This window comes from Pseudoclavibacter sp. 8L (assembly GCF_902506465.1).
GTDB lineage: Bacteria > Actinomycetota > Actinomycetes > Actinomycetales > Microbacteriaceae > Pseudoclavibacter.
The window spans coordinates 776753-791828 of sequence record NZ_LR733186.1 but is presented as its reverse complement, the minus strand read 5'-3'; the positions used below and the strand labels follow the sequence as shown (position 1 = coordinate 791828).

Genomic DNA, 15076 nt, shown 5'->3' with positions numbered 1-15076 from the left:
CAGTGGCGGGCCTCGACCCGCTACGTGGTCGTGACTGCTCGGCGTCCGACATGTTCTGCGCGTTGGGCGCCGAGCATCGCATGCACGATCATGTCCTCGTCGAGCAGCTCGGAGCGTCCCTCGAGCGCGGTCCTGCCATTGGCGAGGACCACGACGCGGTGGCTCCACTTGAGCAGCTCGGTGAGATCCGTGCCCAGGAACACGACCGCCGTGCCGGTCTGGGCGAGGCTGTGGAGGAAGGTGAAGACGGCACGACGCGCGCCGACATCGACGCCCTGCGTCGGGTGAGCGAGCACGAGCACCGTGCCGCCGCGCTCGACGGCACGGATGAACTCGGCCTTCTGCTGGTCTCCGCCGGAGAGCTCGGCGAGCGCGGTGTGGATGCTCGCGGTGCTGATGCGCAGTCGGTGCACGAGGTCGATCATCTTCCTCGCCCGTGAGATCTCCGCGCCGATGGTCGCATCCGTCGCACCGACGCCGTGGAGGAGGCTCCGATCGGCGTCGAACGCCGGCACTGCGTCCGGGAGGAAGCTCACGCCGTGTGCTTCGGCGACGCCTGCCTCTGCCAGGTCGACAGGCTCTCCGAACAGCTCCACGTGGCCCTGCTGCTGCCGGGTCGCTCCGCCGAGGATCTCGATGAGCTGACGCACACCCGAGTCGTGCGTCCCCGTGACGCCAACGACCTCGCCCGGGCGCACGTGGAGATCGACGCCGTGCAGGAGGCGGCCGTCACCGACGCCGAATGCAGCGAACGCTGCACGGTGCGCATCCTCCCCGGAGCTCGCGAGGCTCGCTTCCGCGTCTGGCACCTCGCCGACGAGCATGACCGTGAGCTCTTCGGCGCCGAGCCCGCCGATGGGGGTGTCGACGGCTATCGTGCCGTCACGGAGCAGGAGGACGCGGTCGACGATCGACTGCACCTCGTCCATGCGGTGCGTGATGTACAGGATGCTTCGGCCCTGCGAGGCGAGCTGCCGCAGCACTCGGTGCAGGAGCGCGATCTCGTGGTCGGCGAGCGTGACGGCCACCTCATCGATGACGACGAGCTGCGCCTCCTCGGCGAGCATGCGAACGACCTCGACGAGCGCGCGACGCCCCCGGTCGAGCTCATCGACCATCGCGTGAGGATCGAGCTGGGTGCTGGTCTGCTCGACGAGCTCTTGTGCGCGTTCGAGAACCGCCTCGTGCGACTCATCGGCTCGATAGGTGTTGCGGAAGAGCGCCTGCGCGACCGTCAACCCCCTCGGTGGTTCCGCGTTCTGGGTGATCACTCCCACGCCGCAGGCCTGCGCCTCCTCGGGTGAGGCCGGGGCGTAGGGCTCCTCACCGAGAATCATGGTTCCGGATTCGAGCTGCTGGCGTCCGATGAGCGTGCTCACGAGCGTGCTCTTGCCTGCGCCGTTGACGCCGATGAGTCCGACGATCTGCCCCCGATAGAGGGTGAGGTCGACCGCCCGGAGTACTTGCCGGCTGCCGTACGAAGTCGTTGCGCCGCTCATGCGCACAAGAGTTTCCATCGTTCCCCCTCGATAGATGTGCGAAGCCCGATTCTGAGATCGAAGCAGCTCCGCGTGTCTGCCCCCTCACGGAGATCCGCGAACTCAGACGACTCGAACCTATACGAGATCGGCGCTATTCGTGTCCATTGTCTTCCTCGGGTGTGCGCTACTGTCGTGTCGGCTGCTACCTGCAGTCGATGCCGATGCGTTCATCATCGCGGCTGATGTGTACGCGCAGACACTCTCCTCACCGATCGATCGGATGAGGGAGAGGTGCTTTCCTGCCGCGTGGACAACGGCCGACGTGGCAGGCGACCGCTTCGTGAGCGAGCAGAACTGCTCGCGTGCGGTGGTCCGGTCGCGGATGGTGCTCTGGTCGGCATGGGGATTCGGATGCCTCATTCACTTCGAACTGGACGATGATGCAGGACTGCATCTGAGCTGCAGGTTCCGGGGTCGGTGAGGCGGCGACACAAGGACAAGGGGAGACAAGACATGAGTTCACTCGATGAGGCCATCAACCAGCTGCTGAGCATCGAAGGCGCGACGGGGGCTGCGATCGTCGACTACGCGAGCGGCATGGCGCTGGCGCAGGGCGGCAATCCGTCGTTCGACCTCGGCATCGCCGCCGCGGGTAACGCCAACGTCGTGCGCGCGAAGCTCAGCACGATGTCCGAGCTCGGCATCGCCGATGAGATCGACGACATCCTGATCACGCTGAGTTCGCAGTACCACCTCATCAACGTCCTCAACTCGCAGGGGTCGAGCGGTTTGTTCATCTACCTCGTGCTCAATCGGACGAGCGCCAACCTGGCGCTGGCTCGCCACAAGCTGAAGGTGGTGGCTGCGCAGATCGCGGTCTGACCGGCGCCCATCGAGCCGGGGAGGGGCGGCCAGGACGGCGCCCCTCGTGCCGGCGAGTAGTTGTTGTACTTCGTACAGAATATGCAACACTGTCGTCATGATGCATGTGCTGACGCCGGGATTCGAGCCCACCACGGTCGACTACGCGGAGGCCCTCGCGCTCCAGCGGCGGCTGCACGCCGAGCGCGTTCGAGGAGACCGGGGCGACGCGCTTGTCCTCCTCGAACACCCGAGCGTGTACACGGCGGGGCGCCTCACGAGGCGGAGCGAACGGCCCAGCGACGGCACGCCCGTCGTCGAGGTCGACCGCGGAGGGCGGCTGACCTGGCATGGGCCCGGCCAGCTCGTCGGCTATCCGATCGTCAAGCTGCCAGAGCCCATCGACGTCGTCGCACACGTCCGCCGCCTCGAGGCGGCCCTCATCGAGCTCATCGCCGAGTTCGGCGTCGACGGCGTGCAGGTCGCCGGCCGTTCCGGCGTGTGGGTCGATGACGACCACGGTGCTCGCAAAGTCGCCGCGATCGGGGTCCGCGTCGTCGAAGGCTGCACGATGCACGGCTTCGCGCTCAACTGCTCCAACTCCCTCGAGCCCTTCGGCCGCATCGTGCCGTGCGGCATCGCCGACGCCGGAGTCACGTCCCTGAGTGCGGAGCTCGGACGGCCGATCACTCCCGCCGGGGTCGCTCCGAGAGCAGCTGAACTGCTCGCCGCTCACCTGGATGTCGAAGCGGGAGTCGCGGCGTGACGATCAAGCCCGAGGGCCGCAAACTGCTTCGCGTCGAGGCACGGAACGCGCAGACCCCCATCGAGCGCAAGCCGGAGTGGATCAAGACGAGAGCGAAGATGGGGCCGGAGTTCCGGCAGGTCTCGGAGCTCGTCAAGGCGGGCGGCCTGCACACCGTCTGCCAGGAGGCGGGCTGCCCGAACATCTACGAATGCTGGGAGGACAGGGAGGCCACGTTCCTCATCGGCGGCTCGCAGTGCACGCGTCGCTGCGACTTCTGCCAGATCGATACGGGCAAACCTGCCGACTACGACACCGACGAGCCGCGCCGGGTAGCGGAGTCCGTCACGACCATGGGGCTGCGCTACGCGACCGTGACCGGAGTCGCCCGTGATGACCTGCCGGACGAGGGCGCCTGGCTGCACGCGGAGACGGTCCGGCGCATCCACGCCGAGAACCCGGGGACCGGGGTCGAGATCCTCGCGACGGACTTCTCCGGCAACCCTGCGCTTCTCGGAGAGGTCTTCTCCTCGAGGCCCGAGGTCTTCGCGCACAACGTCGAGACCGTTCCCCGCATCTTCAAGCGCATCCGCCCCGCCTTCAGATACGAGCGCTCGCTCGACGTCATCACGCAGGCCAGGGCCGCGGGTCTCGTCACGAAGTCCAACCTGATCCTCGGCATGGGGGAGGAGCGCGACGAGATCGAGCAGGCGCTCGTCGACCTCCACGAGGCTGGCTGCGACATCATCACGCTCACGCAGTACCTCCGGCCGAGCCCGAGGCATCTACCCGTGGCGCGGTGGGTCAAGCCGCAGGAGTTCATCGCGCTCAAGGCCGTGGCTGGGGAGATCGGCTTCCTCGGGGTGCTCGCCGGCCCGCTCGTCCGCTCCTCTTACCGCGCCGGTCGACTCTGGGCGCAAGCTGCTCGACGCCGCGGGATGCCCATCCCGCAGCATCTTCAGCACCTCGCGGACTCTGCATCCAGCGAATTCGCTCAGGCGGTGGGCTGACCCCGCCGTCTCGCAGTCGAAGCGGGTTACCATTCCGGCATGCTCGAAGTCTGGATCGCCGTCGGAGCCGTGCTCCTCATCGTCATCGCCGTAGTCGTCTACGTCGTCGTCACCAATCGCTCGCTGAAGCGCCTGAGCGCCCGCGTCGACGGAGCTTGGAGCGACATCACGACGCAGCTGGCGGCCCGAGAGGAGCTGCTCCCGCAGCTCGAGACTCGAGTGCGGGGTCTCGCGACGCACGAGGACAAGGTCTTCGCGGCGTTCGAGGAGGCTCGCGCTGCGAGTTCTCGCGCGACGACACCCGAAGAGGTGAGCGCCGCCGAGAACCTGGTGCAGGGCTCGCTCCGCGGTGTGTTCGCCGCAGCAGAGGCGTACCCGCAGCTCCAGTCCAGCCGTGAGTTCTTGCAGCTGCAGTCAGACCTCGTCGACGTGGAGAACCGCATCCAGGCGTCGCGTCGCTTCTACAACGGGGGAGTGCGCGAATACAACACCAAGGTGAAGGTGTTCCCGAACAACCTCGTCGCGGGGCCGCTCCACTTCGAGCAGCGGACCTTCTTCGAGGTCGCCGATCGAGCTGCCATCTCGCAGCCCCCTCGGGTGCAGTTCTAGTGGCATCGCAGCGTCCGCGGGCGCTCCTAGTATTGAGCCTATGACCGAACGCGACCTCGACGAGCCTGCCGACAAGGCTGCATCGACGAGAACCGGCTCCACCCTGGCGCAGAACCCCACGCCAGCGCTCCGCAACGAGAGCGAGGACGAGCTCGTGCCCCGCGGGCTGCGCATCGGCGCGGCCTGGGCCTGGCGCACCGTGGCGATCCTGCTTGCCTTGATTCCCCTCGGGTGGCTCGTCGCACAGGCCTCGATCCTCGTCATACCCCTGCTCGTGGCCGCGCTCCTGGCGTCGCTGCTCGCACCGCTCATGAAGTGGCTCGTGGGTGTCGGCCTCCCCAGGTGGGCGGCGCTCATCCTGTCGCTCATCGTCCTGCTGCTCGCGATCGGAACGCTGATCAGCCTGGTCGTCAGCCAGTTCGCGCAGGGCTTCAACCTCGACCTGGGCAAGCTCGAGGCCCAGTACCAGCTGGCGCTGCAGTTCCTCAGGGACTCCCCGCTGCATGTCACCGAGGAGCAGGTCGACGCGGGGCTCAGTGAGATCGTCGGCTGGGTGCAGTCGAACGTGAACTCCATCGCGTCTCAGGCGGTCTCGGTCGGCTCCAACGTCGTCGCCTTCCTCGCCGGCACGCTCGTCACCGCCTTCGCCCTGATCTTCTATCTCCTCGACGGCCGCAGCATCTGGCTCTTCATCGTGTCGATCTTCCCCAAGAAGGCGCGCGCCGCCATCGACGGGGCTGGCCAGCGGGGCTGGATCTCGGTCGGCCACTACGTGCGCGTACAGGTGCTCGTCGCGCTCATCGACGCCGTCGGCATCTACCTCGGTGCCGTCATCCTGCAGGTGCCGTTCGCGCTGCCGATCGGCGTGATCGTCTTCCTCGCGTCGTTCGTCCCCTACATCGGCGCAATCTCGGCCGGCACGATCGCCGTCGCCGTGGCGCTGGCCTACAACGGCTTCCTCAATGCGCTCATCATGCTCATCGTCGTCGTCGCGGTCATGCAGATCGAGTCGCACATCCTGCAGCCGCTCATCATGGGCAGCGCCGTGAAATTGCATCCGCTCGCAGTGCTGCTGTCGGTGAGCGCAGGAACCATCTTCGGCGGAATCGCCGGCGCCGTCTTCGCCGTCCCCCTTGTCGCTGCAGGCAAGGTCATGGTCCAGTTCATCTCGCGTGGCACTTGGCGCGATGACCCAGACCCGACGAAGATCACGCAAACCCCCGTATCCAAGCGCGAGAAGGCCAAGCGCGAGAAGAAGGCAAGCACGGTATGACCGCTCCCACCATCACGCTGGAACAGATCGTCGCCGCACGTGAAATCGTGCGGCAGGTCATCTCCCAGACCCCCATCGACTCGGCCCGGTTCCTGTCCGAGAAGCTCGGCTCTCCTGTGCTCCTCAAGTGCGAGAACATGCAGCGCACGGGCTCGTACAAGATCCGCGGGGCGACGTACCGCCTCTCGCGGCTGAGCGAGGAGCAGCGCTCGCGTGGAGTCGTGGCCGCCTCGGCCGGCAACCACGCGCAGGGCGTCGCCTTCGCGGCGCGCGAGCTCGGCATCAAGGCGACGATCTTCATGCCGGTCGGCGTTCCGCTGCCGAAGCTGCAGGCGACCCGCGGCTACGGTGCTGAGGTCGTCCTGACCGGCGTCAACGTGGCGGATGCGCTGGTCGCGGCCAAGCAGTTCGCCGTCGATACCGGGGCCGAGTTCATCCACCCGTACGACCACGCGGACATCATCACGGGCCAGGCCACCCTCGCGCTCGACATCCTCGAGCAGGCGCCCGACGTCGACACGATCATCGTGCCCATCGGCGGCGGCGGGCTCATCTCGGGCGTGAGCGTCGCGGCGAAGCTCCTCGGTGAGCAGCGCGGGCGCCCCATCCGCATCATCGGAGTGCAGGCAGCCAACTCGGCGCCGTTCCCCGTCTCGCTCGAGGCCGGCTACCCCGTGAAGATCCAGGCTCGCCCGACCATCGCCGACGGCATCGCCGTCGACATGCCAGGCGACATCACCTTCGAGGTGGTCCGCGACCTCGTCGACGAGGTCGTCACCGTCTCGGAGGACGACATCTCGCGGGCCATCCTGCTCCTCGTCGAGCGGGCCAAGCTCGTCGCCGAGCCGGCCGGTGCGACCGCCGTCGCGGCCATCCTCGCGGACAAGATCAAGGACGCGGGCACCACCGTGGCCATCCTGTCCGGCGGCAACATCGACCCGCTCATGCTCGAGAAGGTGCTGAGCCGCGGCCTCGCCGCCTCGGACCGCTACCTGAAGCTCGTCATCGAGCTGCAGGATGTTCCCGGCCAGCTCGCGCTGATCGCGAAGACCATCAGCGAGGTGAACGCGAACGTGGTGGAGGTGCTGCACACCCGCCACAACAAGGGTCTGCAGGTGAGTCACGTCGAGCTCGAGGTGTCGGTCGAGACTCGAGGCACCGAGCACTCCCACCAGGTGATGGATGCTCTGCGTGCGCTGGGCTACCAGCCGCGGACGAGCAGGGACGCGTCCCCGCTTCCCTGAGCTGCGTGCACCCTCGCAGGAACGAGAAGAGGACCTCCCTCGGGAGGTCCTCTTCGTGTGTGTCCAAGTGCGTGGCCGCGTCGGACGGCTACGGGTGGAAGGTCTCGACCTCGGTGATCTCGACGTCGATGGAGTTGCCGTTCGGCGCCTCGTAGCTCGTGGATGCGCCGATCGCGAGGCCAAGGATCGAGGCTCCGAGCGGGCTCTCGCCCGAGTAGACGCGCAACTGGGTCTGCGAAGCCATCTCGCGGCTGCCGAGGAGGAACTTCTGCTCCTTGCCGCCGATCTTCGCCGTCACGACGGTGCCCGTCTCGACGATGCCGGATGCTTCTGGCGCTTCGCGGACCTCGGAGTTCTTCAGCATCGTCTCGAGCTGGTTGATGCGGGCCTCGATCTTGCCCTGCTCGTCCTTCGCCGCGTGGTAGCCGGCGTTCTCCTTGAGGTCGCCGTCTTCGCGCGCCTCTTCGATGCGCTTGGCGATCTCTTCGCGACCGTTCACAGCGAGCTCGTCGAGCTCCGCCTTGAGGCGGTCATACGTCTCCTGGGTGAGCCAGGTCACCGATGGGTTAGCCATGCTGGAACTCCTTGTGCAGCCGGATACGACCAAAGCCCTGACGCGAGTCAGGGCCTCTGGTGCCATTCTACGGCAACCAGCATTCCTTCACCAAAGCCGTTGTCCCGGCCTTCGTGGTGCGCACCTGCGCGTTGAGGACCTGCGAGGCCCCGTCGGTCGCCGGGACGTCGACGATGTCCCAGCCGACGACCGCCTGCTGTTCGTCGCGGATCTCGATCGCGCAGGTCGCCTCGGTTCCGGCAGGGGCGGTGATTCGGTAGTCGAAGCTCACATTCGCGTCGTCGACGATGGAGAAGCGCACGGTGTCGGCTCGGATCGCGGAGGAGGAGACGGGGCCCACCGTGGTCGTCGCCCAGAAGGCGACGACGGCGATGACGAAGATGCCGACGACCATCCAGATCCAGCGCTCCGGCTTCTTCTCCGAGTGGGGTGCGCGTGTGCCGTAGCGGTCGACGAGGTCAGCTGACGTGGCGGCGGTGTCGGCGCGGGTCTCGCGTTCAGCTGACACGTGGATTCCTCTCGGCTGAGGGCGGGCGCGGCCAGAAAGTGCGGGCCGCGCGAGATAGGCTCTCTGTCTAGGTTAACGTTCCACGAGGAGACCAGTGACACTTCGACTGATGGCGGTCCACGCCCATCCCGACGACGAGTCCAGCAAGGGCGCCGCGACATACGCCGCGTACCGTGCCAAGGGCGCCGAGGTCATGGTGGTGAGCTGCACCGGAGGCGAGGCCGGCGACATCCTCAACCCGGGTCTCGAGTCCGTCTCGCACGCCCAGCGCGACCTGGCGGGACTCCGGCGCGTCGAGATGGCTGCCGCCCAGGAGTTCCTCGGCGTCGAGCACCGTTGGCTCGGGTACGTCGACTCCGGCATGGCCTCGGAGGACGGATCGCTGCCGCTCAACTCCTTCGCGAGCATCCCCCTCGACATCTCCGCACGTCCACTGCTGCGCCTGGTCCGGGAGTTCCGGCCGCACGTGCTCGTCACGTACGACGAGAACGGCGGCTACCCGCATCCCGACCACATCCGCACCCACGACATCTCGATGCGCGTGTGGAGGCAGTCGGGCCTCGCGACGCATCCTGAGCTCGGCTCGCCGTGGCGCATCTCGAAGCTGTACTACGACCGCACCATGAACGGGAAGCGTGCGGACAGCCTCCTGCAGCACATCAAGGCGCTCGACCCGGAGTCGCCGCTGCTCGAGCGCCTCGAGCAGATGCTCGCCTGGATGCGAGACAAGCCGAGCAACGTGACCACGCAGATCCAGATCGACGAGTTCTTCGACGCCCGCGACTCGGCGCTCCGCTCGCATGCGAGCCAGGTGGCACCTGACAGCGGGTTCTTCGCGATTCCGCGCGACATCGAGGCCGCGGCGTACCCGTACGACGACTTCGAGCTCGTCGACTCCCGAGTGGATGCCCCGACGCCAGAGACTGACCTGTTCTCCGGCGTCGACGAACGCAACGACGACAAGCAGGGCGCTGCGGAGGCCTCCGAGTGATGCTGCTCGCCTCCGCCCAGTCCTGGGTGCTGTCGCTTGCGGCGACGGCGCCGACACCAGGGGAGGAGCTGCCCTTCAACCCGGACGACGTGACGCCGGGCCCGCTCGGCTTCTTCGTCTTCATCTTCGTCGCCGTCGCGACCGGCCTCCTGGTGATGGACCTCATCCGCCGCACGAGCCGGGTGCAGGCGAGGGCTCGTATCCGCGAGCAGCTGCAGGCCGAGATGGCAGCGAAAGAGGGTGCGGCGGCCGAGGGCACCGAGAGCCCTCAGCTCGGCCAGGACCCCGAGGGGCAGGCGGCGACTGAGGGTCGCGAACCCGACCACGAACCTCCGGCGGCCAAGCCCTAGGCGAAGACCGGCGGGTCGATGCAGAGCAGCAGGATGCCCGTCCACTGGCTGAGGAACGCCAGCACCGTGAACACGTGGAAGAGCTCGTGGAAGCCGAAGTGCCCCGGCCAGAGGTTGGGGCGCTTGAGCGCGTAGAAGACGGCTCCAGCCGTGTAGAACAGGCCGCCGACGACGATGAGCACCACAGTGGCCACGTTCACAGCGGCGATGTCGCCGAGGTAGGCGACGGCAGCCCAGCCAAGCGCGATGTACAGGGCGACGTACAGCCACCGCGGGGCGCCGATCCAGAACACGCGGAAGCAGATGCCAAGCAGCGCTGCGCCCCACACGATCGCGAACAGCGGCCACCCCTTCTCCGGCGGCAGCGCGACCAGCGCTATGGGCGCGTAGGTCCCAGAGATGAGCAGGAAGATGTTCGCGTGATCGAACCGCTTGAGGGCGACACGAGTCTTCTCGCTCCAGTTGAAGCGGTGGTAGAGGGCGGAGATGCCGAAGAGCAGCCAGGAGCAGATCGCGTAGAGCGCGCAGGCCAGCTTGGCGGTCGTGCCCTCGGCGAGCACGATGAGCACGATCCCCGCCGCGATCGAGACGGGAAGCGTGCCGGCGTGCACCCAACCGCGCCACGATGGCTTCGCCTCCGCGACGCTCGCGCCTGATTCAGCTTCGAGCAGGGGCAAGTGCACGGTGGGCTCCTGGCCCGAGTCGAGTTCCGAATCCGCGTGATGTTCTGAAGCCACCCTCGCACTCTACGCGGCCCCGTGCACGTGCATCTGACCCGTGGTCCGGTACGTTGTTCGAACCATGTCGATGATTCCCACGAGCCTGCGGAGCTTCCTGTACGGGCTGTACACGAGGCGACTGCGCCGATCTCTGCACGGTCGTCCCAAGCCGAAGCACGTCGCGATGATCATCGACGGCAACCGGCGTTGGGCCAGGCAGCTCGGGTTGCGGGATGCGGCCCAGGGGCATGCAGCAGGGGCCGCCAAGATGATGGAGTTCCTCGCCTGGTGCGACCGGGAAGGCGTCCAGGTCGTGACCCTCTACCTCCTGTCGAACGACAACCTCAAGAACCGCAGCAGCGAAGAGCTCGACGCGCTCATCGACATCATCGAGAAGCTCGCGATGCAGATCGCCGACAACGCGCGCTGGCGGGTGCACCACGCCGGATCTCCCGAGCACCTCCCTTCCGGACTCGGGGCGACGCTCGAGCGTCTGCAACGCGACACGGCGCAGCGTCGAGGCATGCACGTGAACCTCGCGGTCGGGTACGGAGGCCGCAGCGAGATCGTCGACGCGATGCGCAGGATCGTGCGCGCACACGCGGCAGATGGTGGCGACGTCGCGGCTCTCGCCGACATCCTCACGCCTGACCTCATCGCCGAGCACCTCTACACGGGCGGCCAGCCGGACCCCGACCTTGTCATCCGCACCTCGGGTGAGCAGCGGCTCAGCGACTTCATGCTGTGGCAGTCTGCGCACTCAGAGTTCTACTTCGTCGAGGCCCTAGGACCCGACCTGCGCGAGGTCGATTTCCTCCGCGCGCTGCGCGACTTCGCGTCCCGCCAGCGACGCTACGGCCAGTAGTCGCGACGCTCCCAGACACGACACAAAATTTAACTTTCACCTGCGCGTGGCGTGGTCCCCGCCGTCGTACGTTAATGCCATCAGGTACGGTGCCTGATCGAAACGGCCACAGGTTCCCGAAGTTCGTTTCCCCCTACCGAGTGCCCCTGTGGTCGGAACGTAACCCAGCGACGAGCGAGAGCTTGGCGAAGGAGCGGAACTGCCGTGATACCCGCACAGCGCAACACCGACCACCTCGAGAACGAGGAAGGGGGCGCCGTGCATGCCGCGGTTCCCGACTCGTCCATCTCGACCCGCACCTACGTGCTCGACACGTCGGTGCTGCTCAGCGATCCGAGGGCCCTCTTCCGCTTCGCGGAACACGCGGTCGTCATCCCCGTGGTCGTGATCACGGAACTGGAGAAGAAGCGCCACGACCCGGAGATCGGGTACTTCGCCCGCCAGGCGCTCAGGTTCCTCGACGAGCTGCGCATCAAGCATGAGCGCCTCGATTTCCCCATCGCCATCGGGGAGGCAGGCGGCACGCTGCGCGTCGAGCTCAACCACTCGAACATGAGCGTCCTCCCCAGCGGAATGCAGCTGGGAGACAACGACACGCGCATCCTGGCCGTCGCGCAGAACCTCGCTGGTGAGGGCCTCGCCGTGACGGTGGTGTCCAAGGACCTCCCGATGCGCGTGAAAGCCTCGGCGATCGGCCTGGCTGCTGAGGAGTACCGAGCCGAGCTGGCCCGCGACACCGGTTACACGGGGGTCGCCGAGATCTCCCTCGGCGCAGACGAGCTGGACACGCTGTACACGGACGAGACGGTCACGACCGCCACCGTCGACGAGCTGCCCATCAACACGAGCCTCGTGATCCACTCGGACCGCGGATCAGCACTCGGACGCGTGTCGGGGAAGGGCGCCGTCCGACTCGTCCGCGGAGACCTGGATGTGTTCGGCGTGCACGGGCGGTCTGCGGAGCAGCGGCTCGCCATCGACCTGCTGCTCGATCCGTCGATCGGCATCGTCTCCCTCGGCGGCCGCGCGGGCACTGGGAAGAGTGCCCTCGCCCTGGCTGCAGGGCTCGAGTCGGTGCTCGAGCGCGGGCTGCACCGGAAGATCATGGTCTTCCGACCGCTCTTCGCCGTCGGCGGGCAGGAGCTCGGCTTCCTGCCCGGCGATCAGGGCGAGAAGATGAACCCGTGGGGCCAGGCGGTCTACGACGCCCTGTCGGCGATCGTGTCGGAGAACGTCATCGACGAGGTCATGGACCGTGGGATGCTCGAGATCCTGCCCCTGACGCACATCCGGGGCCGCTCGCTGCACGATGCGTTCGTGATCGTCGACGAGGCGCAGTCGCTCGAGCGGAACGTGCTGCTCACGATGCTCTCTCGGATCGGCAAGAACTCTCGCGTGGTGCTCACCCACGATGTGGCGCAGCGGGACAATCTGCGCGTCGGCCGGCACGATGGGGTGGCATCGGTCATCGAGACGTTGAAGGGGCACAAGCTCTTCGCCCACATGACGCTCACGCGGTCCGAGCGCAGCGACATCGCGGCGCTCGTCACGGAGCTGCTCGGAGACTACGAGGTGTGATGGGGACGCGGGTCCGGCTCGATTGCGCTGCACCGAGTCGGGCCTCGTCGACCTGGCCTGTGGGGAACTTCTGCGGGAGGCTCGAGAGCTGACTAGTGTCCGGGCATGGCAGAACGAGCGCAGGCCGACCCCCTTACTGTGATGGGGCCGGATCCCCTGCGCAGTGCTTCGGACGCGCAGGGTCCGGTCCCGAGGTCACGGTGGTCGCGCGTCGGGGAGGCGCTGTGCGTCGGGGCGCTGCTCGTGGTGGGCGTGACCTCGGCCCTCCCGCAGCACCCGGAGCTCCTGCCGGCGTCGCTCGCGGTCGCAGCGGTCACTCCGCGACTCGTGGCGGTGGATGCTCGCGAGCACCGGCTGCCGAATCGCCTCGTCGCGCTCGGGGCGTTCGGGGTCCTCGTCGCCTGGCTCGCCGACTGGGCGCTGCACGGAACTCCGGATCTCCTCGCCGTCGCAACCGGCGCCTCGGCAGGGGCCGTCCTGCTCGTCCTGGCACTCACCGGCGGCCTGGGCATGGGCGATGTGAAGCTCGGAGCCGTGCTCAGCTGGGCGGCGGCGCTCGTCGAGCCCTCGCTCGCCGCACTCCTTGGCGCGCTGGCGATCCTCATCGGGGGAGTGCAGAGCGTCATCGTCCTGGCACGGACTCGAGACCGCCGTCGCAGCATCGCCTTCGGGCCGGCGCTGCTCGCCGGGTACTGGATTCCCGTCGTCTGGCTTGCCGTGCCGTTCGGGTGATGCACGGGCCCGCGAGGCGCGGGCCTCTGGGGACGCAGAAGGCCCGCCGGGTTGCCCCGGCGGGCCTTCTGTTGTCGGCTCTTCGCCTACAGGTTGGGCGTGGTCATGCTGAGCACGTCGAGCTTCTCGTCGAGCTGCTCTTCCGTGATGTCGCCGCGCTCGACGTAGCCGAGGTCGATGACGGACTGGCGTACCGTGACCTTGTTGGCAACCGAGTACTTCGCGATCTTGGCTGCCGCCTCGTACCCGATGATGCGGTTGAGCGGGGTCACGATCGAGGGGGACGACTCGGCGAGTGCGCGGGCACGCTCCTCGTTCGCGACGAGGCCATCGACGGTCTTGTCGGCGAGCACACGCACGCCGTTGGAGAGGAGGCGAATCGACTCGAGGAGCGCGGTTCCCATGACCGGGATCTGCACGTTGAGCTCGAACGAGCCGGACGCTCCGCCGAAGACGATGGCAGCATCGTTGCCGATGACGCGCGAGGCGACCATGAGCACGGCCTCCGGGACGACCGGGTTCACCTTGCCCGGCATGATCGAGGAGCCAGGCTGCAGGTCGGGGATCTGGATCTCGCCGAGTCCCGTGTTCGGGCCGGAGCCCATCCAGCGGAGGTCGTTGTTGATCTTGATGAGGCTCACGGCGATGGTGCGCAGCGCGCCGGAGGCCTCGACGAGGCCGTCGCGTGCGCCCTGAGCCTCGAAGTGGTCAAGGGCCTCGGTGAGGGGGAGCTTCGCGTTGTCGGCGAGCTCGGCGATGACCTGCTGCGAGAAGCCAGCCGGCGTGTTGATGCCGGTGCCGGTCGCGGTGCCACCGAGGGGGACCTCTGCGACGCGCGAGATGGTGGACTGCACGCGCTCGATGCCGAGGCGGATCTGGCGGGCGTAACCCGCGAACTCCTGTCCCAGCGTGACCGGGGTGGCGTCCATGAGGTGCGTGCGCCCGGCCTTGACGGTGGATGCCCACTGCTGTGCCTTGCGATCCAGGGCCTCGGCGAGGTGCGTGAGCCCCGGGATGAGGTTGTTGAGGAGTGCGTCCGTCACGGCGACGTGCACGGAGGTCGGGAAGACGTCGTTCGACGACTGCGACGCGTTGACGTGGTCGTTGGGGTGGACGGGGCCGCCGAGGCCGAGCGTCGCGAGCGTCGCGAGGACCTCGTTGATGTTCATGTTCGAGGAGGTGCCGGACCCGGTCTGGTAGACGTCGACCGGGAACTGGTCGAGGTGCTTGCCGCCGATGATCTGCTCAGCGGCCTCGACGATCGCGTCGGACACCGGCTGCTCGATGATTCCGAGCTTCGCGTTCACGATCGCGGCGGCGCGCTTGATGCGCGCGAGGGCGATGATCTGGCCCGGCTCGAGACCTGCACCGGAGATGGGGAAGTTCTCGACTGCGCGCTGCGTCTGCGCGGCGTAGAGGGCGTTCTTGGGAACGCGGACCTCGCCCATCGTGTCGTGCTCGATGCGGTACTCGTCTTGATTTTCCACCACGTTGTGTGACCTTTCCAGGTAGCCGATCTCTGTCCGAGCCAGCCTA

16 protein-coding genes are annotated in these 15076 nt (G+C 67.4%); 11 read left to right on the top strand and 5 right to left on the bottom strand.

Going from position 1 to position 15076, the window contains the following annotated elements:
* Positions 1-20: 20 nt before the first annotated feature.
* Positions 21-1499: an ATP-binding cassette domain-containing protein gene (locus GV007_RS10525; protein ID WP_160072413.1), complete on the bottom strand. Its 1479-nt coding sequence runs from the start codon at positions 1497-1499 to the stop codon at positions 21-23.
* A gap of 495 nt (positions 1500-1994) precedes the next feature.
* Between GV007_RS10525 and GV007_RS10520 the strand changes: the two genes are divergently transcribed.
* The 6 genes from GV007_RS10520 to ilvA all read left to right on the top strand — a co-directional run bounded on the left by GV007_RS10520 (position 1995) and on the right by ilvA (position 7223).
* Positions 1995-2363: a hypothetical protein gene (locus GV007_RS10520; RefSeq protein ID WP_104241648.1), complete on the top strand. Its 369-nt coding sequence runs from the start codon at positions 1995-1997 to the stop codon at positions 2361-2363.
* Positions 2364-2460: 97 nt separating this feature from the next.
* The gene (lipB, locus tag GV007_RS10515) at positions 2461-3108 is read left to right on the top strand and encodes a lipoyl(octanoyl) transferase LipB (RefSeq protein WP_160072411.1); all 648 of its coding nucleotides are present in this window, start codon (positions 2461-2463) and stop codon (positions 3106-3108) included.
* The gene (gene lipA / locus GV007_RS10510; protein ID WP_160072409.1) at positions 3105-4097 is read left to right on the top strand and encodes a lipoyl synthase; all 993 of its coding nucleotides are present in this window, start codon (positions 3105-3107) and stop codon (positions 4095-4097) included. The genes lipB and lipA overlap by 4 nt, the downstream gene beginning before the upstream one ends.
* Positions 4098-4136: 39 nt before the next feature.
* Entirely contained in the window at positions 4137-4706 is a 570-nt protein-coding gene (locus GV007_RS10505) for a LemA family protein (RefSeq protein WP_160072407.1), read from the top strand.
* 40 nt (positions 4707-4746) lie between these two features.
* Positions 4747-5979 (top strand): AI-2E family transporter, encoded by a 1233-nt coding sequence (locus tag GV007_RS10500; RefSeq protein ID WP_160072405.1) that lies wholly within the window; start codon positions 4747-4749, stop codon positions 5977-5979.
* The gene (gene ilvA / locus GV007_RS10495) at positions 5976-7223 is read left to right on the top strand and encodes a threonine ammonia-lyase (protein WP_160072403.1); all 1248 of its coding nucleotides are present in this window, start codon (positions 5976-5978) and stop codon (positions 7221-7223) included. The genes GV007_RS10500 and ilvA overlap by 4 nt, the downstream gene beginning before the upstream one ends.
* An 88-nt stretch (positions 7224-7311) precedes the next feature.
* Here the strand turns inward: ilvA and greA are convergent, their stop codons facing one another.
* Both greA and GV007_RS10485 read right to left on the bottom strand, forming a co-directional pair.
* A complete protein-coding gene (gene greA, locus GV007_RS10490; protein ID WP_104241642.1) occupies positions 7312-7797 on the bottom strand; it encodes a transcription elongation factor GreA in 486 nt (161 codons plus the stop codon).
* 67 nt (positions 7798-7864) lie between these two features.
* Positions 7865-8305, bottom strand: coding sequence for a DUF4307 domain-containing protein (locus GV007_RS10485; RefSeq protein ID WP_160072401.1), 441 nt, complete (start codon positions 8303-8305; stop codon positions 7865-7867).
* A 109-nt stretch (positions 8306-8414) separates the two neighbouring features.
* On the opposite strand from GV007_RS10485, the gene mca reads away from it, so the two are divergent.
* A complete protein-coding gene (mca, locus tag GV007_RS10480; protein WP_160072399.1) occupies positions 8415-9296 on the top strand; it encodes a mycothiol conjugate amidase Mca in 882 nt (293 codons plus the stop codon).
* On the top strand, positions 9293-9646 hold the full coding sequence (locus GV007_RS10475; RefSeq protein WP_442960378.1) for a hypothetical protein: 354 nt from the start codon (positions 9293-9295) through the stop codon (positions 9644-9646). Before mca ends, GV007_RS10475 begins: the two co-directional genes overlap by 4 nt.
* On the opposite strand, the gene trhA is transcribed toward GV007_RS10475, so the two are convergent.
* Positions 9643-10383 carry a PAQR family membrane homeostasis protein TrhA gene (gene trhA, locus GV007_RS10470; protein ID WP_236558459.1) on the bottom strand — a complete coding sequence of 247 codons (741 nt, stop codon included), beginning with the start codon at positions 10381-10383 and terminating at the stop codon, positions 9643-9645. The genes GV007_RS10475 and trhA overlap by 4 nt on opposite strands.
* A 70-nt stretch (positions 10384-10453) precedes the next feature.
* On the opposite strand from trhA, the gene GV007_RS10465 reads away from it, so the two are divergent.
* The 3 genes from GV007_RS10465 (at position 10454) to GV007_RS10455 (ending at position 13540) form a co-directional block, all read left to right on the top strand.
* Positions 10454-11230 (top strand): isoprenyl transferase, encoded by a 777-nt coding sequence (locus GV007_RS10465; RefSeq protein WP_374953192.1) that lies wholly within the window; start codon positions 10454-10456, stop codon positions 11228-11230.
* A 258-nt stretch (positions 11231-11488) separates the two neighbouring features.
* Positions 11489-12808 carry a PhoH family protein gene (locus tag GV007_RS10460; RefSeq protein ID WP_236558560.1) on the top strand — a complete coding sequence of 440 codons (1320 nt, stop codon included), beginning with the start codon at positions 11489-11491 and terminating at the stop codon, positions 12806-12808.
* A 105-nt stretch (positions 12809-12913) separates the two neighbouring features.
* A complete protein-coding gene (locus GV007_RS10455) occupies positions 12914-13540 on the top strand; it encodes a prepilin peptidase (protein ID WP_160072397.1) in 627 nt (208 codons plus the stop codon).
* Between the two features lie 86 nt (positions 13541-13626).
* On the opposite strand, the gene GV007_RS10450 is transcribed toward GV007_RS10455, so the two are convergent.
* Entirely contained in the window at positions 13627-15030 is a 1404-nt protein-coding gene (locus tag GV007_RS10450; RefSeq protein WP_442960377.1) for a class II fumarate hydratase, read from the bottom strand.
* Positions 15031-15076: the final 46 nt, after the last annotated feature.